This window comes from Asticcacaulis solisilvae (assembly GCF_017875235.1).
Taxonomy (GTDB): Bacteria; Pseudomonadota; Alphaproteobacteria; order Caulobacterales; family Caulobacteraceae; genus Asticcacaulis; species Asticcacaulis solisilvae_A.
The window spans coordinates 300,848-320,144 of sequence record NZ_JAGGMI010000001.1; the positions used below are offsets into that span (position 1 = coordinate 300,848).

The following is a 19,297-nucleotide window of genomic DNA, read 5'->3' on the forward strand; positions in this document are numbered from 1 at the left end:
AGGCCGATATCAAATGCGCGCGAATTTCAGAATCAGGACACTAGCGATGCAGCCAGGCGCGCAGGACCTTGATCATCTGCTCGGAATCCACGGGCTTGGACAGATAATCCCATGCCCCCGCCTCGATGCACTTCTCACGGTCGCCCTTCATGGCTTTGGCGGTCACGGCGACGATGGGAAGGTTCTTGAGGCGCGACACCTTGCGGATTTCCTGAATGGTTTCCATGCCATCCATTTCGGGCATCATGATGTCCATCAGCACGATATCAACGTCCGGATCCTCCATCAGGATGTTGATGGCGTCGCGGCCGTTGTCGGCCGACAGGATGTCCATCTCGTGCTCTTCCAGCACGCTGGTCAGAGCGAAGATGTTGCGGGCGTCGTCATCGACAATCAGTACCTTCTTGCCGACCAGCAGCTTGTTCGACTCGTGCAGGTCGCTGAGCGTCGCCTGCGCCTCGCCGGGCAGGCTGTCGACACGGCGGTGCAGGTGCAGGGTCAGCACATCGAGCAGGCGGTCGGTCGACTGTACGGTCGATACCGGATAGAGCGCCGACAGCCGCTTGAGCGCGCTTTCGTCCACACCTGGATCGCCGAACAGGATGACCGGCATGCGGCCGGTAATCGTATCCGCCGCCTCGCCCTGCTCCAGCAGGTCGGTGACGACCTCGGGGGCTGCCCCCGACAACAGGATACTGTCCACCGGGCTCTTGCGCATGCGCTTCAGGGCCGCCGCGCCATTGGCGACCGGCAGGACCTCGATGCCGTCCATCTTCAGCGGCTGGACGATCTGGTCGCGGCGCGTAGCGTCGGGTTCGACGACGATGACGCTGCGCGACCGCCGGTTGATATAGCCCTTCAGCGACTGCATCAGCTGATCAACCAGTTCGTGGTTCTGGATCGGCTTGGCGACGAAGGTCAGCGCCCCGGACGTCAGGGCCCGGTCGCGCGATTCGTCCGTCGAGATGATGCAGATGGGGATGTGGCGGGTGGCCATGTCGGCCTTGAGCCGTTCCATGACGCGCCAGCCCTGCATGTCCGGCAGGTGGATATCGAGCAGGATGCAATCGGGCGAATGATCGTGCGTCATGGCCAGCGCCGAGGCGCCCAGCGACGTCACCAGCCCCTTGAAGCCGCGCGCGCGCGCCGCATCGAGCAGGAAGCGGGCAAAGCCCAGGTCGTTCTCGACGATCAGCATGACGGAATCGCCCGGCTGGATGAAGGCCCGGTCGTCGCCGACCTCGTTCACCGCCGCCGGCTCGTCGGCCGTGATGGCGGCCAGATCCGTCTCCGGCATCGGCATCTTGGCCACCGCCGGCACATCCAGGCGCATCATGGCCTCGGACAGGCCCTTGCGCGGCCGCTGGGCATAGACCGCCGGCAGGTAGAGCACAAAGGTCGAGCCACGGCCCGGCACCGATTGCAGCTTGATTTCGCCGCCCAGGAGACGCGCCAGTTCGCGCGAGATGGCGAGACCGAGGCCCGTGCCGCCATACTTGCGCGAGGTCGAGCCGTCGGCCTGCTGGAAGGCTTCGAAGATGATCATCTGCTTGTCGGCGGCAATGCCGATGCCGGTGTCGGTGACCGAGAAGGCCAGGACTTCCGGCGCGCGGTTCAGATCCTCGTTGTCGTAGGACCAGCCGTTGATGACCGGCTCGACCGACAGGGTGACCTTGCCGTGATGGGTGAACTTGAACGCGTTGGACAGCAGGTTCTTGATGATCTGCTGCAGACGCTTGGCGTCGGTATGGATCGACTTCGGCAGGCGCTGGTCGAACCCGACCTGGAAGTCGATATTCTTGCTTTCCGCCATGTGGTTGAAGGTACGCTTGACGTAGCCATTGAGGTCGTCGAGGCGCAGTTCGCCCGATTCCACCACCACGGTACCCGACTCGATCTTCGACAGGTCGAGGATGTCGTTGATGAGCATCAGAAGATCAGTGCCGGACGCATGGATGGTCTTGGCCGAATCCGTCTGCTTGGGCGTCAGGTTGCCCTCGGGGTTCTTGGTCAATTGGTCCGACAGGATGAGCAGCGAGTTCAGCGGCGTGCGCAGTTCGTGCGACATGTTGGCCAGGAATTCCGACTTGTACTTCGACGTCAAAGCCAGCTGCTTGGCCTTGTCTTCCAGTTCCTGGCGCGCCTGTTCGACTTCGGAGTTCTTGCGTTCGACCTCGTGGTTCTGCTGGGCCAGAAGGCGGGCTTTTTCCTGAAGCGCCTCGTTGGTCTGCTGCAGTTCTTCCTGGCGGGTCTGGAGCTGTTGCGCCAGGGACTGCGACTGGGTCAGCAGGTCTTCGGTCCGCATGTTGGCGTCGATGGTGTTCAGAACGATACCAATGGATTCGGTCAACTGATCGAGCAGCGCCTGGTGCGACGGGTTGAAGCCTTCGAACGAGGCCAGTTCGAGCACACCCTTGGCCTCACCTTCGAAGATCAGCGGCAGGACCATGACGGCGCGCGCCGGCGCCGACCCTAACCCCGACGAGATCTCGACCATGTAGTCGCCCGGCAGGTCGTTGAGCAGGAACTTGCGCTTTTCGACGGCGCATTGCCCCAGCACGCCCTCACCCAGCTCGATCTGCTTGCCGAGGTCATTGGTGCCCTTGGAGGCAAAGCTGGCCAGCAGGGTCAGCTTGGAATTTTGGCCACGCTTGTCCATGACGTAGAATTCGGCCTGCTGGGCGCCGACCACCGGACAGAGTTCCGACAGCACCATGCGCCCGACGTTCGTCAGGTCGCGCTGGCCCTGAAGCATGCGCGAGAATTTGGCGAGGTTGGTCTTCAGCCAGTCCTGTTCGGTATTCTTCTGCGTCGTGTCGCGCAGGTTCCTGATCATCTCGTTGATATTGTCCTTCAGGACGGCGACTTCGCCCTGGGCATCGACGGTGATCGAGCGCGTCAGGTCGCCCTTGGTCACGGCCGTGGCCACGTCGGCGATGGCGCGCACCTGGGTCGTCAGGTTGGCCGCCAGCTGGTTCACGTTCTCGGTCAGGCCCTTCCACGTGCCCGACGCACCCGGCACCTTGGCCTGGCCGCCCAACTGGCCTTCGACGCCGACTTCGCGCGCCACGGTCGTCACCTGGTCGGCGAAGGTGGCGAGGGTATCAATCATCGAGTTGATGGTGTCGGCCAGTTCGGCGATTTCGCCCTTGGCTTCCACGGTCAGCTTCCGCTTCAGTTCGCCGTTGGCGACCGAGGTCACGACCTTGGCGATGCCACGCACCTGGCTGGTCAGGTTGTCGGCCATCATGTTCACCGAGTCGGTCAGGTCCTTCCACGTCCCCGACACGCCCTCGACCTTGGCCTGGCCACCCAGCTTGCCTTCGGTACCCACTTCGCGCGCCACCCGCGTCACTTCCGACGCGAATGAACGAAGTTGGTCCACCATGGTGTTGACGGTGTTCTTCAGTTCGAGGATCTCGCCCTTCACGTCTACGGTGATCTTTTTGGACAGGTCACCCGCGGCCACGGCCTTGGTGACGTCGGCGATGTTACGCACCTGACCCGTCAGGTTACCGGCCATCGAGTTCACCGAGTCGGTCAGGTCCTTCCATGTACCGGCGACACCCTGCACGTCGGCCTGGCCGCCCAGCTTGCCTTCGGTGCCGACTTCGCGCGCCACCCGCGTCACTTCCGACGCAAACGACGACAGCTGATCGACCATGGTGTTGATGGTGTCTTTCAGCTCAAGAATTTCGCCCTTCACGTCGACGGTAATCTTGCGCTTCAGCTCGCCATTGGCGATGGCGGTCGTCACGTCGGCGATATTCCGCACCTGGGCCGTCAGGTTCGACGCCATCGAGTTCACCGAGTCGGTCAGGTCCTTCCAGGTGCCGCTAACGCCTTCCACCTTGGCCTGGCCGCCCAGCTTGCCTTCGGTACCCACTTCCCGCGCCACCCGCGTCACTTCCGACGCGAAGGCGTTCAGCTGGTCCACCATGGCGTTGATGGTGTCTTTCAGTTCAAGGATTTCGCCCTTCACGTCCACAGTGATTTTCTTGGACAGGTCACCCGCGGCCACGGCCTTGGTCACGTCGGCGATGTTACGTACCTGGCCAGTGAGGTTGCCGGCCATCATGTTCACCGAGTCAGTCAGGTCCTTCCACGTGCCGGCGACGCCCTTCACCTCGGCCTGACCGCCCAGCTTGCCTTCGGTACCCACTTCCCGCGCCACCCGCGTCACTTCCGACGCAAACGACGACAGCTGGTCCACCATGGTGTTGACGGTGTTTTTCAGTTCGAGAATTTCGCCCTTCACGTCCACGGTGATCTTCTTGGACAAGTCACCTGCCGCCACGGCCTTGGTAACGTCAGCGATGTTACGCACCTGCCCCGTCAGGTTACCGGCCATCGAGTTCACCGAGTCGGTCAGGTCCTTCCACGTACCGGCGACGCCCTTCACCTCGGCCTGGCCGCCCAGCTTGCCTTCGGTACCCACTTCCCGCGCCACCCGCGTAACTTCGGCGGCGAACGAGTTGAGCTGGTCCACCATGGCGTTGACCGTGTCCTTCAGCTCAAGGATTTCGCCCTTGACGTCCACGGTAATCTTTTTCGACAGGTCGCCATTGGCCACCGCGGTCGTCACGTCGGCGATGTTCCGCACCTGGCCCGTCAGGTTACCGGCCATCATGTTCACCGAGTCGGTCAGGTCCTTCCACGTTCCGGCCACGCCGCGCACCTCGGCCTGGCCACCCAGCTTGCCTTCGGTACCCACTTCGCGCGCCACCCGCGTCACTTCGGCGGCGAACGAGTTGAGCTGGTCCACCATGGCGTTGACCGTGTCCTTCAGCTCAAGGATTTCGCCTTTAACGTCGACGGTAATCTTGCGCGACAGGTCGCCGTTTGCCACGGCCGTCGTCACCTGGGCGATGTTCCGCACCTGTGAGGTCAGGTTACCGGCCATCGAGTTAACGGAATCCGTCAAATCCTTCCACGTCCCGGACACGCCTTCCACCTTGGCCTGGCCGCCCAGCTTGCCTTCGGTGCCGACTTCGCGCGCCACCCGCGTCACTTCCGAGGCGAACGACCGGAGCTGGTCCACCATGGTGTTGATGGTGTTCTTCAGCTCGAGGATTTCGCCCTTAACATCGACGGTGATCTTTTTCGACAGGTCGCCATTGGCCACGGCGGTCGTCACTTCGGCGATGTTCCGCACCTGGCTGGTCAGGTTACCGGCCATCGAGTTCACCGAGTCGGTCAGGTCCTTCCACGTCCCCGACACGCCTTCCACCTTGGCCTGGCCACCCAGCTTGCCTTCGGTACCCACTTCCCGCGCCACCCGCGTCACTTCGGCGGCGAACGAACCCAGCTGATCCACCATGGTGTTGATCGTCTTGGCGGTACGCAGGAATTCACCCTGCAGCGGCCGGTCGTCGATCTTCAGCGCCATGGTCTTCGACAGGTCGCCCTGGGCCACCGCGCCGATGACGCGCGCGGTTTCGGTCGTTGGATGCACCAGGTCGTCGATCAGGTCGTTCACCGACTCAACCGAGTCCTGCCAGAAGCCGGACACATGGCCAAGATTGAGCCGCTGGCTGAGCCGGCCTTCCTTACCAACGGACTTGGACAGACGCCCCAGTTCCGACGCCATGCGCTCGTTCATCTCGACGACTTCGTTGAAGGCGTCGGCGACCTTGCCGGCGATACCGGTCCAGTCGGCCGGCAGGCGGACATCGGACTGGCCCTTGCGCAGGGCGTTCAAAGCGTGGAGGAGTGCGTTGAGTTCGCCTCCTGCACTGACGGGCTCATCAGCAACCTCGAAGGCGGCATCCAACATGTGTTTTGCTCTGAAAAAACTCTGGCCCCGGCTCACCCCGCCGTACCCTTCAGGAATGTGCCCGACCCGATAAAAGGGCGATGAGGTTTTCAAAGAGAAAAATAAGGAACCCGTAAGGGGGCTAACCAGCGGTTAAATGCCACGACCGTATTTAAAGAAGCCCGGCGCAAGGGCCGGGCTCCTTTTCTTGCTTTACGCGCTTGCCAGTAAAGCGATTACCAGAACCAGGCGTATAGCCCGACCAGGATGGCGATGACGCCGACCGCCAGCACGTTGAAGGTCGGCGAAGTCTTGAAGTTCACGCCGTCCAGCGTCAGGGTCGAGACCTCGCGCTTGTTGGGCAGGACCAGCGATACCAGTACGCACAACACGGTCGAGGCGACGAAGACCCAGCCGACCCGGTTCATGAACGGATATTCGGGATCGAAATAGGACCACATGGCTGACATGATGACGCCGCCGATGATGGTGGCGAAGGCGCCCGCGGTCGAACAGCGCTTCCAGAACATGCCCAGCGCGAAGATCACCACGATGCCCGGGGTGAAATAGCCGGTGAAGTTCTGGATGTACTGGAAGGCCTGGTCCCACTTGCCCAGCAGCGGCTCGGCCGTGAAGATGGCGATGATGACCGACACCAGCGCCGCGACCTGACCGATCGTGACCAGTTGGGTATCCGGAATGTCGCGCTTGAGTGGCGCCACGATGTCCAGGGTGAAGATGGTGGCGATCGAGTTGATCTTGGACGCCGTCGAGGCGATGACCGCGAAGGTCAGGGCGACGAAGACCAGCCCCAGCAGGCCGGATGGCAAGAGCGTCATCATGCTGGGATAGGCCTGGTCCGGACGGGCCAGGTCGGGCGCCAGCACCAGGGCGGCCAGGCCAGGCACGACGACGATCAGCGGCATCAGGAGCTTGAGATAGGCGGCAAAGGCAATACCCTTCTGCGCTTCGGGCAGGTCCTTGGCGGCCAGGGCGCGCTGGATGATGTACTGGTTGAAGCCCCAGTACGAGATGTTCATGATCCACATGCCGCCCAGGATGACCGCCAGACCCGGCAGTTCCTTATAGTGCGGCGACGCCTCATCCAGGATCATCTTGAAGTGGTCCGGGAACTCGGTGTGCAGCCGGTTGAAACCGGCGACAAAGCCCGCCAGGTCCTGCGTTCCGCCAATCTTGGTCAGGGTCAGGCCGGTGATGATCAGGCCACCCAGCACCAGCAGGGTCACCTGGACGATATCGGTCATGGCCACGGCCTTGAGGCCGCCGGTCAGTTGATACAGCAGGGCAAAGACGCCTAAGCCGGCCAGCACCCAGAAGGGATCGAGGCCCGTCACGGTCACTACCGCCGTCGCCCCCAGCCACAGGATCGAGGTCAGGTTGACGAAGACGTAGAGGATCAGCCAGAAGACCGCCATCAGGTACTTCACGCTGGGTCCAAAGCGCTGCTCGAGGAAGCCCGGCATGGTCATGACGCCATTGCGCAGGAAGACCGGCAGGAAGTACTTGCCGACGATGATCAGCGTGATCGCCGCCATCCATTCATACGACGCGATGGCCAGGCCGATCTTGTAGCCCGATCCCGACATGCCGACGATCTGTTCGGCCGAGATGTTGGCGGCGATCAGCGAGGCGCCAATGGCCCACCACGGCAGCTGGTTGTTAGCCAGGAAGTAGCCCTTGGACGACTTCTCCTCGCCGGCTTTGCGGCGCGAGACGACCTGAGCCAGAATGAAGATGGCGACGGCATAGAAGAGCACGATCCAGATGTCGATGCTGGAGAGAAAGCTGTGCGCCGGCAGTAAGTGTTTTAAATCAGGCATGTTCCCGTTCCCCCGGCCTCTTTTAGCGGGCCGATATATCATACAATTAGCATGACTTAATCACAGGCTAGCAGCAGAATCAATCCTGCGATAGCGGAGTTATGCGGCCGGCTTATCTGTTCAAAGCCCAGTGGTCGGCGAGCTCGGGCCCGCCGCCACGGTTGCCGCTGCCGGCGATGACGTGGATATTGCCTTTGATATCAACAGCCTGGAAGCCATGCCGTCCGACCGGCAGGGGTGGCAAGGCGGTCCACGCGCCGGTCTTTGGATCGAAAGCCTCGACCTCGGCGTGGCCCGCGACCTGACGGCCGCTTTCGCCACCCATGACGACGATCTTCCCGCCGCGGACAACGGCCGAAGACCCGGCGCGGGGCGTCGGCAAGGGCGCGGCCGCCGTCGTCCAACTGTTGGAGGCGATATCGTAGACGTCCATCTCAGTAATGGTCAGTTCCATCGGCTTGCCGGCGTCGAAGGCGCTGCGGCGGCCACCTGCGGCGTAGATCTTCCCGTCCAGCACTGCGGCATGGAAATGGTCGCGCGGTCGCGGCGCATCGGCCAGGGCCTTCCACTCACCCGTCGCCGGATTGAAGCTGTCGGTCCACGCCACGAAGCCGGAATTGTGCCCGCGGGCATTACCGCCGATCAGGTAAAACAGCCCGTTATGCACCACCAGTCCGGCGCCGCCACGACGACGATCGGCAGGAATTTCGGCGCCTTCGCTCCACTGGTTGACTTGAGGGTCATAGACCTGGACGCGCGGGACAATCTGCTCTTCGGGGAACGGGCCCTTAAGGGCGCCGATAATGTAGATCTTGCCTTCATGGGCCACGGCCTGCATGTGATTCATCTCGAAGGGCGGCTGCGCGCCCTTCGTCCACTTGCCGGTCTTGCTGTCATAGATGTCGAGCGGACGCTCGCCCCGGCCGCCAATGATATAGATACGGCCATCAAGTGCCGCGGCGGCGCTTTCATGGCGCGCGGCCGGCGCGCCCTCGCCTGCGACCTGCGTCCAGTTGGGCGCTTCGCTGAACGAAGGTGCGGCGGCTCCGGCGAGCAGGGCGGCGGCCAGAAGCCCGAGCCCCAGGGTCCGGCGGGTAAGAATTTGGGGGAAGGACCTGGTCATGGCTGAGCTCCGGGGCTAGAGCGATATGGCGAAAAGTGTAAGCGGTTTTCGCCTTAAATATCGCGACAAAACAAAAACTTAGATCGGTATGATGTTTCCATTTAAAATCATACCGATCGAGTTCGTCGCCGGCATGATGCACAGAGTGTAATGGATTACAATTTATATATGACCTTTGCAGAACAAAGCAAAATCCCCGCCAGGACGCGTGGCCCGGACGGGGATTTTTATAGCTGAGTCTGACTTCAGATTACCGCGCCGGGCAGGTCGCGTCGCCCTCGTCCGACTCCAGCTTGATGCTGGAATAGCTGATCGACAGCGGCTTTTCCGAACCGATGGCGAACGGGATCGACACGGCGTTCATGTCCTGGCCCGCGGCGACGAAGCAGTCGAGCGTGATCTTCAGCGTTTTCCATTCGCCGACCGGAGCGGTCAACGCCTTGGAGATATCGACCGTCTGCAGGACGTTCAGGCTGTGGCCCATGGCCATGATGACCGGCCCCTGGACCGGCGCATCTAGACGGTAGCGAATGCCGACCGTCATCTTGCCCGTCGTCTGGCGCGTCAGGTTGACCGGCTCGCCGACAATGGCGGCCAGGCCTCTACCCTTGAAGACCAGCGAACGGCCGGCTTCCTGCTGGTTGTTGGCATCGACAGCCGACTGCGTGACCATACCGCCGGGGCTGGAGAAGGTCGCGAGATCCCCGTCGGCCACGCCGTTCATGTCCGCCAGTTGCAGCTTCCACGGCGCCTTGACGCGGCCGGCGGCAAAATAGGTATCGACATTGACCACGGCTTCGTTGCCGAGGCCCGAGTCTTCAGACAGTGGCGCGACATCGCCCTTGTCCTTATAGGTCAGGCCGTAGCCATAGGCGAACTGTGGGTCATAGCCGGGCGTGCCAACATTGAGCGGACCCTGGTTGGCCTTCTTGGGCCACGAGAAGGTCAGCTTGCCCTTGAAGTCGTTGCGTGGCTGCTTGTTGGTGTCGCCGACCAGAACGTCGGCCACGCCGCCGCCTTCGGAGCCCGGCAGGAATGCGGCGACAAAGGCGTCGGACGCATTGATGTAGGGGTTGGTCCACATCGGGCGGCCCGACAGGAAGACCGTCACCACCTTGATGCCCTCGGCCTTCAGCTTCTTGATCATGTCAAGTTCGCTGCTGTCGCCGGTCTTGTAGCCCAGATTGGCGCGGTCGCCCTGGAATTCGGCGTAAGGGTCTTCGCCGATGACGACGATGGCCACATCCGGCTTTTCCTTGTAGACGCCGCCGACGCTCAGCGAGGCCGTGCCGCCGGCTGCCTTCACGGCATCGGCGATACCGCCATAGATCGACTGGCCGTTCGGGAAGTCGGCATTCGAATTGCCGGTGCCCTGCCAGGTGATCGTCCAGCCGCCGGACTGCTTGCCGATATTGTCGGCGCCGTCACCCGTGACCAGAATACGGGCGTTGGCCTTCAGCGGCAGGACCCCGCCCTGGTTCTTGATCAGGACCAGCGATTCACGCACGGCCTGACGGGCCACGGCGCGGCTGTCGGCCGAACCCAGTTGGTCCCACTTGCCGGCCAGCGGACGGTCCTTCGGGGCTTCCAGCTCGAACAGCCCCCCCTTGATCTTGGCGCGCAGGATACGGCGCACGGCGTCGTCGAGACGCGCCATCGGAATGGTGCCGTCCTTCACCTGGGCCAGGGTGTTCTTGTACAGGCCCTTCCAGCTGTCGGGCGCCATGAACATGTCGACGCCGGCATTCATGGCGATCGGGCAGCTTTCGTTGGTGCAGCCCGGCACCTGGCCCTGCGCGTTCCAGTCGGTGACGGCGAAACCGTCAAAGCCCATGCGCTGCTTGAGGGCGCCGGTGATGATGTGCTTGGAGCCGGTCAGCTTCTGGCCGTTCCACGACGAGAAGGAGACCATGACCGACAGGGCGCCGGCCTTGATGGCGGGCGGATAGCCGGCATTGTGGATGTTGACCAGCTCGGCTTCGCTGATGATCGCGTCGCCCTGGTCCTTGCCGTCCTTGGTGCCGCCATCGCCAAGATAGTGCTTGGCGGTCGACATGATGCGGCCCGGCTTGATGCCGTTGCGGCCGCCGTCATCGCCTTGCAGGCCCTCGACCATGCGGCCGGAATAGGCGGCGACATCGGCCGGGTTTTCGGAATAGCCTTCATAGGCGCGGCCCCAGCGCTTGTCGCGCGGCACGGCCACGGTCGGGGCGAAGGTCCAGTCGACACCGGCCAGCGACATTTCCTTGGCGGTAACTTCGCCGATCTTTTCGATCAGGTCCGGATTGTGGGCGGCGCCCAGGCCGACATTGTGCGGGAAGACGATGGCGCCGACCATGTTGGCGTGGCCGTGGACGGCGTCGATGCCGAACAAAAGCGGAATGCGCACCTTGGTCTTGCGCGCGTCATTGGCGCGCCAGTAGTCGTCGGCCAGTTGCAGCCACTCTTCCGGGGAGGCGCGCTCGTTCTGCTTCGGCGACGAGTTGCCGCCGGCCAGGATCGAACCCAGCGGATACTCCTTCAGCTCATCCGGCTTGATGAAGTTGATGTCGGCCTGGATGGTCTGGCCGACCTTCTCTTCCAGCGTCATCTGCGCCATGATCTCGTCGATGCGCTTTTCAGTCTTGGCGTCGACGATACCGGCATCCTCGACGGCCGGCCACGCCGGATCGACGGTGATGACCTCTTCGGCCGCGGCGGGTTTGGCCGCCGGCTTCTTGGCCTTCTTCGCTTCGGCGGCGCCGACCATGCCCAGGGCCAGGACGAGCGCAATGCCCAATCCCGACTTCAGCGTCATTTTCAGAGTGCGCGACTTGCGCATAGTGGCCGGCCCGAAGGCGTGACGTGTGAAGGACATAGTGCTCCCGCTGTAATCCAGTGTTATTATTCAGTTTGATCGCAGCCGTCAGTCGAGGTCAACAACCTGCAACCGCGGCCACCCTGCGCCTGTTCCGGATGATTTTATAGCTCCGGTTCTTCCGCGCGGATTATTGACAGCGCTATCAACCGCCGTCAAGTCGATTGCTTTAACCGTTTCCTTATAAAATAAGGCATAACGCTGTTTTCCCGAAGAAAAATATTTTTGGTTTCATTATTTATTTGACAGCGTTGTCAGATATCAATATATGGAATCTACCCTGTTTCCTCTTTGCGTCAGTTTTGACGGAACGAGGTTTCTCTTTAAAACGGCGGTGCCTGGCTCTTTCCCTTTTTCATGCCAGTCAGCGTGCGGTTTTAAAGCGCCTTCTTAAATGTGGCATTATTTGGAAGGCACTGGCCTTTAACCCCGATGAACTCCGGTTCATCGGGTTTTTTTTATGTTTTTTGCCGCTCAAGTGCCGCGGGGCTCGCGCAAAAGTGCGCGGGCGGTCGCCCTCGCCTCGCCTAAAAGGCTCGGAGGCTTCTGTTTATTGATAGCGGAGATGACTACAACTTCCGGACGGAATCCCGTTCGATCAGCGTGAACGGCAGTTCGCGGACGATGCTGCTGAATGGCGGCGCGTCCTCGTCGGCGTTATTCCGCTCCAGCAGGATATCCGCTGCCGCGAAGGCCATGTCGGTTACCGGCTGACGGATCGTCGTCAGGTGCGGCCAGATCAGCTCGCAGCCAGGCGTGTCGTCGAAACCGACAATCGACAGGTCATCGGGAATGCGGATGCCGAGGCGCTGCGCCACGCTCATCATGCCGAACGCCATGTCGTCGTTCGAAGAAAAGATGGCGGTCGGCCTGGCCTGCCCATCCGCGAAGAAGGCGTTGCCGACATCGACGCCGGATTCGAAACTGAAATAACCCTGCTTGATCCATTCAGGCCTAGGTTCGACGCCCGCGTCACGCATGGCGCTCATGAACCCTTTGTAGCGCAGGTGCGTGCCGCCGTGTTCCGGGTGCCCCATGACAAAGCCGATGTCGCGATGCCCCATGTTCAGCAGATACTGCGTCATCTCATAGGCGGCGCGCGCCTCGTCCATGCGGACCGTCGCCGTGCGGCCGGGATAAAGAAACGGAGCGATGCGGACATAGGGCACATTGGCGGCCTCGACCGTCTGCAGCACCACGGCCATGTCGCACAAGGGCGGGGTCAGAATGACGCCATCGAGGCGGATGGTAGACAGCAGGTTGGCGATCGACTTTTCGACCTCGCCGCTTGTCAGGTCCTGCGGCTCGGCCAGCAGATGGTAGTTGCTTTCCCGGCAACGCTTCACCACGCCGTGGTGCATCTGCATGATGTAGGTCGGCACGGGGTTGTGATAGAGCAGGCCCAGCAGAAAGCTGCGCGCACCGGCCAGAGACCGGGCCAGCAGGTTCGGACGATAATGCAGGACGTCGGCGGCTTGCTTGACCTTGGCGCGCGTTTCCTCGCGCACGTTCGGCTCATCATTCATGACGCGCGAAACGGTCTTGATCGATACACCGGCCAGACGCGCCACGTCATTGATGGTCGAAATGGCACCCGCAATGCCCGGAGCGGGCGCCGTGCCTTCCGGGAGAGCCTTGGTTTGATTCACTGAATGCCGTTCCAATATCCGCCGATTACTGGCAAAACTTTCTTCACCTGTGCAAATTTGTCAATAGCATGAGTATTTGGAAACGCTTTCCACCCTGCCTTGATCTTTTTTGTCGTGCAGCCGGAGAATGCCCACGCAAGTCTTAAGGCTTTATTTGCCGAAGGTCGACACAGCTTCGGCCGCCAGACGGGTGATCTCGGCCCAGTTGCCCTCTTCCATCGCCTTGGCTGGGGCGACCCACGAGCCGCCGACGCACAGGACGTTCGGCAGGGCCAGGAAATCGGCCGCGTTCTTCACATCGACCCCGCCGGTCGGACAGAACTTCGCCTGCGGCAGCGGGCCGCCGATGCCCTTGAGGTAGTTGACACCGCCAGCCGGCACGGCTGGGAAGAACTTCAGGTAGGTGAAGTCCCATTCCATGGCCTGCATGACTTCGGACGAGGTCGCTACACCCGGCAGCAAAGGCAGCGCGTCCTGATGCGCCAACGCCTTGGTCAGGCCCGGCGACACGGCGAACTGCGCGCCGGCCTTGGCGGCCTTTTCGGCGTCCTTGGGCGTCAGCACGGTGCCGGCGCCGACGACGGCTTCCGGGCATTCCTCGCTGATCAGCTTGATGGCGTCGAGCGCGCAGTCGGTGCGCAGCGTGATTTCCAGCACCTTGATGCCGCCATTGATCAGCGACTGGGCCAGCGGCACGGCGTGTTCGATTTTCGAGATGACCATGACCGGCAGCACAGGGCCCATGGTCATATATTTCTGGACTTTGTTGTTCTGGGACATGGTCGTTTCCTTAGCCTGATCGGGTCAATTTATTCCCTCCCCGTTTACGGGGAGGGGGGACCACGAAGTGGTGGGAGGGGGATTATCCGCTCCCGATTTGTTTCTATGGCCTTCCCCCTTCCGTCATCGCCTCCGGCGATGCCACCTTCCCCGTAAACGGGGAAGGAAGGAATGGTTCAGCCCGTTATCTCGTTGTCAGTAAGCGCATTTGCCGAGCCCAGCAAGGCCGCATACGGATGGATGATGATGCGCGACGGAATGGCCGACACCAGATGCACCATCGGCTGCTTGGCCTCCATGCGGGCGCGGAAGCGCAGTTCGTCGATATGCTTGATCAGGCGCGGTGCGATACCACCGGCCATGAACATGCCGGACGTCGCGCCGTGCGCCAGGGCAAGGTCGCCGCAGACGCTGGCCATGATGTCGAGGAACGCCTCAACCGTATAGCGGCTACCGGTCGCGTCCTCGCCTTCCAGATGGGTGATCTGCGCGGGCGTCAACGGCTCGCAGCCCTCGCCGCGGATCGAGCAGATGGCCTGGTAGAGGTTGACCAGGCCCGGGCCCGACAGCAGCATCTCGACCGTGACGCGACCGTACTTCTTGCGCAGGAAGCGCTGGATCTCGGCTTCGTAGTCGTTGACGGGGGCCCAGCTGATATGACCGCTTTCGGTCGACAGGCAGTACGGGCCATATGCGCCGCCGACCAGCACCGAAGCGCCGAAGCCCGTCCCTGCCCCCATGACGGCGTGGACATTGCCGAAGCCTTGCGTCACCGGCCCGATCGTCTTGACGTCCTGATCCGACAGGTGCGGCAAGGCAAAGGCCAGGCCGGCATAGTCGTTGATCAGGCGTGCCTTGGGGGCGCCGACGGATTCGGCCAGCAGCCGCTCCTCGATGATCCAGCTGAGATTGGTGAACTTGATCCGGCCATCCTTGACCGGACCGGCAACCGCCACGCAGGCATAGTCGAGCGCCGGACGGCCGCCGATCATGCCGAAATAGGCCTTGAGCGCCTCATAGACGTCCGGATAGTCGCCGCATTCCAGCGACTTGAAACTGGACAAAGTCGTCTTGCCGTCCGTCCGTTCGGCCACGGCGAAACGCGCATTGGTGCCGCCGATGTCACCGACCAGACCGCGCAGCGTGCGGCCAGAAATTCCTGATTGAGCTGTCATTACCTTACCAAAAGACGGCACCGCCCGCGTCGGCTGGCCCCACGACGCGGCGCATATGCGCAAAAAGTTCCCGACCCACACCATCAGCCTCTCTGGGCCGTTCAGCGTTTTGTCTTTGAGCAAACTCGGCGGCATCTCCGAGGTAATCTACTGTTCCGGCGACGCAATCGACCCGGATCAGGTCGCCGGTCTTGAGCTTCGCGATCGGCCCGCCATCCACCGCTTCGGGTGTCAGGTGGATCGCCGCGGTCACCTTGCCTGACGCGCCCGACATGCGGCCGTCCGAGACCAGCGCGACCTTGCGGCCCTGATCGAGGATCGACGACAAGGACGGCGTCAGCGAATGCAGTTCCGGCATCCCGTTGGCTTTTGGGCCTTGGAAACGGACCACGCAAACGAAATCGCCTTCCGGCAGTTGTTTGGCCTTGAAGGCCGCCAGGAAATCGTCCTGGTCGTCGAATACCACACAGGGGCCTTCGACGATCTGATGCTCCGGCTTGACGGCCGACGTCTTGGTGACCGAGCGGCCGAGATTGCCCTTCAGTTCGCGCAAGCCCCCTTCGGGCTGGAACGGATTAGACAGCGGACGCACCACGGCCTCGTCGAGGCTGTGTTCCGGCACCGGGCGCCAGGTCAGCACGCCCTCATCGAGGAAGGGTTCTGTGGCGTATTGGCTCAAGCCGTGGCCCCAGATGGTATCGACGTCTTCGTGCAGCAGGCCGCCCGACAGCAGCTCACGGATGACGAAGCCGACACCGCCGGCGGCGTGGAAGTGGTTCACATCGGCCGAACCGTTCGGATAGACACGCGCCAGCAGCGGCACAACGCGCGACAGTTGGTCCATGTCTTCCCAGGTCAGGATGACGCCGGCAGCGCGCGCCATGGCCGGCAGGTGCAGGGTGTGGTTGGTCGATCCACCGGTGGCCAGCAGGCCGACCGCCGCATTGATAAAGGCCTTTTCCGACAGGACGTCGGCCAGGCGCTTCGGGTCCTTGCCGTTTTCGGCCGTCTTTGCCGCGCGCTCGGTGGCGGCGGCCGTCAGGGCCTCGCGCAGCGGCGTGTTCGGATGGACAAATGCCGCGCCCGGCACATGCAGGCCCATCATCTCCATCATCATCTGGTTGGAGTTGGCCGTGCCATAGAAGGTGCAGGTGCCGGCGGCGTGATAGGAGGCCATTTCGGCCGCCAGCAGCGCGTCGCGGCCGACTTCGCCGAGGGCATACAGCGTGCGGATCTTGGCCTTTTCCGGATTGGGAAGCCCGGAAGACATCGGACCGCCCGGCACGAAGATGACCGGAAGGTGGGCAAACGACAGGGCGCCGATGACCAGGCCAGGCACGATCTTGTCGCAGATCCCCAGCATCAACGCAGCGTCAAACGCGTCGTGGCTAAGCGAAATTGCGGTCGCCATGGCGATGACGTCGCGCGAAAACAGCGACAGCTCCATGCCCGGACGGCCTTGCGTGACGCCGTCGCACATGGCTGGCACGCCACCGGCGACCTGGACCGTGGCGCCGACTTTACGGGCAGCGACGCGGATCTTGTCCGGGTAGTCGTGATAGGGTTGGTGCGCCGACAGCATATCGTTGTACGAGGTGACAACGCCGATATTCGGCACGGCATCCAGCGCCTGTTGCAGCTTGTCGGTATCCGAGGACGCGGCCACAACGTGGGCATAGTTGGCGCAGCTGAGCTTCTTGCGGCGCGGCTCGTCCGACTTATAACGGTCGGCGCGGCTCATGAAATCGGCGCGCAGGTCTTTCGAACGTTCGATGACGCGCTGGGTGACTTCGGCGAGGACAGGGTGCAGTTCAGCCATATGACTACCTCAGGGTGCCCAGACGAATTCGACGGCAACTCTGGCCTGGGCCAGGAAGGCGCCGATGGGCGAAGTATAGGGATCGGTCGACTGGGCGGCGGTCTTCAGCACGTCCAGCTTGGTCTGACCGGTGATATAGAACAGAATGCGGCGCGATTCGTTGATCGCCGGCACCGTCAGCGTAATGCGCGGCAGCTTGGGCTCCAGCTCGGTCGTCGAGGCCGAGACCGGCAGGACCAGGGCATCCGTATTGTAGACGACGCCGTTGATGGCGTGGCCTGGGAAGATCGACGCATAGTGGGCGTCCGGCCCCATGCCCATCAGGGCGAAGTCGAACACCGGCGGCTCACCACCACCCAGCTCACGCAGCTTTGCTTCGGCCTTGGCAGCGCAGGCGTACTGGTCGTCGATGTCCTGGATCAGCGAGATCAGCTCCATGGCGCCCTGGCCGAGGACGCTGCTGAGCGCTTCACGCATCATGCGCGTATTGGAGGCGGCGTCATCGGTCGGCACGAAGCGTTCGTCGACCTGGAACAGCTTGACCTTGTCCCAGTCGATGTCTTCGGTGACCAGCTGCTCATAGATCGGCTTCGGCGTATTGCCGCCGCAGCCGAGCCAGATGGCCTTGCCGCGCTGGGCGATGGCGTCCTTCAGAGACTTGGCGATGTTTGGCGCGATCCACGCCCCGGCTTCCGCCGCGCTGTCAAAGCAACGCACCGCGACGGGCCCCTTGGCGCCGTCGAAGGTGATCATGTGGCCCTGCCCGTCCACCTTTCAATCGTTCCAGGTGCGGCCGTCACGGTCCAGCAGCGTATAGGCGCTGACCGGGCCGTAGGTGCCGGCGGGATAGGTTTGAGGTTTGGGATAGGCCTGTTTCCAGGCCTCGGAAATGCCGTCGACCCAGGCCCAGGCGGCCTCGACCTCGTCGCGGCGGACGAACTGGGCGTTGTTGCCATTCAGGGCATCGAGGATCAGGCGCTCATAGGCGATGCGGCGGCGCGATGGTTTGTTGCCGTTGCCATCAAACGCATTGATCAGCGACAGGCTGAGGTCGAGCGACTGCAGGTGCATCCCCTCGGCGGTCAGACCCGGCGACTTGTTCATGATGCTGAGCTTGATGTCTTCATCGGGCTGCAGGCGGATGATCAGGCGGTTGGCACGATCTTCACCGCCAAAGATCGAGTGCGGCAATGCCTTGAACTGGATGACGATTTCGGTGGCGCGCGATGGCAGGCACTTGCCGGTCCGCAGATAGAAGGGCGTCCCCGCCCAGCGCCAGTTCTGGATTTCGGCCTTGACGGCCACATAGGTTTCTGTGCCCGACGGTGAACCCTTTTCGGCTTCGTAGCCGCGGATGGCGCCGCCATCGGCAAAGCCCGGACCATACTGGCCGCGCGCCGTCACCTGGGTGACGTTCGAGGCGTCGATGGGCTTAAGCGATCTCAGCACCTTGACCTTTTCGTCGCGCAGGGCGTCAGATGACAGGCCGGCCGGCGGCTCCATGGCGGTCAGGCACAGCAGCTGCAGCAGATGGTTCTGCAGCATGTCGCGGATGGCGCCGTATTCGTCGTAATAGCCGAGACGCTCACCCGTGCCGACGGTTTCGGCGATGGTGATCTGGACGTGGTCGATCGACTGGGCGTTCCACAGCGGCTCGAACACCGTATTGCCGAAGCGCAGCGCGATCAGGTTCTGGACGGTTTCCTTGCCCAGATAGTGGTCGATGCGGAAGGTGCGATCTTCGGAGAAGGCGTGGGCGACCGAGTCGTTGATGATCTTCGACGTCGCCAGGTCGCGGCCGATCGGCTTTTCAATGACGACGCGGTTCGGCGCCTTGTTGAGGCCCGCGCGCTCGATATGCTCGCAGATCGGCTTGAACAGGGTCGGCGACACAGAGAGGAAGTAGACGATGTCGAGCGCGTCGACATTGCCAAGCTCGGCCTTGAGCTTTGGCCCCCAGTCGTCATTGGCGGCGTCGAGCGCGACGTGGACGATGCGCTTGCGGAAGCGCGGCAGGGTCGACGGCTCCAGATCGGTGCCGATCCGCTTTTGCACCGCATTGCCGATGCGATCGACGCACACCTCGGTACCACAGTCCTCGCGCGCCACAGAGATAATGCGGAGGTCATCCGGCAGATAACCGTCCTGGTCGAGCATGGCCAGGGACGGCCACAGCATCCGCATGGCCAGGTCGCCGGTGCCGCCGACAAGGACAAAGACCTGCTGCCGCGCGCTGGAAGATATCGCCATCTAACCGTTCCCTGACTGACTGTAATTTCGTCCCATATAGAGGAACTT

10 protein-coding genes are annotated in these 19,297 nt (G+C 62.5%); all 10 read right to left on the reverse strand.

Translation table 11 applies throughout. The features are described from left to right. Positions 1–40 precede the first annotated feature (40 nt). On the reverse strand, positions 41–5,776 hold the full coding sequence (locus tag J2X24_RS01490) for a HAMP domain-containing protein (protein ID WP_209715543.1): 5,736 nt from the start codon (positions 5,774–5,776) through the stop codon (positions 41–43). A 215-nt stretch (positions 5,777–5,991) separates the two neighbouring features. Continuing rightward, on the reverse strand, positions 5,992–7,596 hold the full coding sequence (locus J2X24_RS01495) for a sodium:solute symporter family transporter (RefSeq protein WP_209715546.1): 1,605 nt from the start codon (positions 7,594–7,596) through the stop codon (positions 5,992–5,994). 112 nt (positions 7,597–7,708) lie between these two features. Then, positions 7,709–8,719 carry a Kelch repeat-containing protein gene (locus tag J2X24_RS01500; protein ID WP_209715549.1) on the reverse strand — a complete coding sequence of 337 codons (1,011 nt, stop codon included), beginning with the start codon at positions 8,717–8,719 and terminating at the stop codon, positions 7,709–7,711. A gap of 250 nt (positions 8,720–8,969) precedes the next feature. Then, positions 8,970–11,516, reverse strand: a complete 2,547-nt coding sequence (locus J2X24_RS01505; protein ID WP_404977810.1) for a glycoside hydrolase family 3 protein — start codon at positions 11,514–11,516, stop codon at positions 8,970–8,972. A 629-nt stretch (positions 11,517–12,145) separates the two neighbouring features. After that, positions 12,146–13,225 carry a LacI family DNA-binding transcriptional regulator gene (locus tag J2X24_RS01510; protein WP_310002367.1) on the reverse strand — a complete coding sequence of 360 codons (1,080 nt, stop codon included), beginning with the start codon at positions 13,223–13,225 and terminating at the stop codon, positions 12,146–12,148. A 150-nt stretch (positions 13,226–13,375) separates the two neighbouring features. Next, complete coding sequence (locus tag J2X24_RS01515) at positions 13,376–14,005, reverse strand: bifunctional 4-hydroxy-2-oxoglutarate aldolase/2-dehydro-3-deoxy-phosphogluconate aldolase (RefSeq protein ID WP_209715552.1); 630 nt, start codon at positions 14,003–14,005, stop codon at positions 13,376–13,378. 176 nt (positions 14,006–14,181) lie between these two features. Further along, a complete protein-coding gene (locus J2X24_RS01520) occupies positions 14,182–15,180 on the reverse strand; it encodes a glucokinase (protein ID WP_209715556.1) in 999 nt (332 codons plus the stop codon). 4 nt (positions 15,181–15,184) lie between these two features. After that, positions 15,185–16,999 (reverse strand): phosphogluconate dehydratase, encoded by a 1,815-nt coding sequence (gene edd, locus J2X24_RS01525; protein WP_209715559.1) that lies wholly within the window; start codon positions 16,997–16,999, stop codon positions 15,185–15,187. 9 nt (positions 17,000–17,008) lie between these two features. Next, a complete protein-coding gene (gene pgl, locus J2X24_RS01530) occupies positions 17,009–17,752 on the reverse strand; it encodes a 6-phosphogluconolactonase (protein ID WP_209715562.1) in 744 nt (247 codons plus the stop codon). A gap of 21 nt (positions 17,753–17,773) precedes the next feature. After that, a complete protein-coding gene (gene zwf, locus J2X24_RS01535; RefSeq protein WP_209715565.1) occupies positions 17,774–19,249 on the reverse strand; it encodes a glucose-6-phosphate dehydrogenase in 1,476 nt (491 codons plus the stop codon). Positions 19,250–19,297 lie beyond the last annotated feature (48 nt).

What these genes read in the sequence shown, in the direction of transcription:
- J2X24_RS01490 (WP_209715543.1), bottom strand. Translation starts at nt 5,776, where the DNA reads ATGTTGGATGCCGCCTTCGAGGTTGCTGATGAGCCCGTCAGTGCAGGA.
- J2X24_RS01495 (WP_209715546.1), bottom strand. Translation starts at nt 7,596, where the DNA reads ATGCCTGATTTAAAACACTTACTGCCGGCGCACAGCTTTCTCTCCAGC.
- J2X24_RS01500 (WP_209715549.1), bottom strand. Translation starts at nt 8,719, where the DNA reads ATGACCAGGTCCTTCCCCCAAATTCTTACCCGCCGGACCCTGGGGCTC.
- J2X24_RS01505 (WP_404977810.1), bottom strand. Translation starts at nt 11,516, where the DNA reads ATGACGCTGAAGTCGGGATTGGGCATTGCGCTCGTCCTGGCCCTGGGC.
- J2X24_RS01515 (WP_209715552.1), bottom strand. Translation starts at nt 14,005, where the DNA reads ATGTCCCAGAACAACAAAGTCCAGAAATATATGACCATGGGCCCTGTG.
- J2X24_RS01520 (WP_209715556.1), bottom strand. Translation starts at nt 15,180, where the DNA reads ATGACAGCTCAATCAGGAATTTCTGGCCGCACGCTGCGCGGTCTGGTC.
- edd (WP_209715559.1), bottom strand. Translation starts at nt 16,999, where the DNA reads ATGGCTGAACTGCACCCTGTCCTCGCCGAAGTCACCCAGCGCGTCATC.
- pgl (WP_209715562.1), bottom strand. Translation starts at nt 17,752, where the DNA reads ATGATCACCTTCGACGGCGCCAAGGGGCCCGTCGCGGTGCGTTGCTTT.
- zwf (WP_209715565.1), bottom strand. Translation starts at nt 19,249, where the DNA reads ATGGCGATATCTTCCAGCGCGCGGCAGCAGGTCTTTGTCCTTGTCGGC.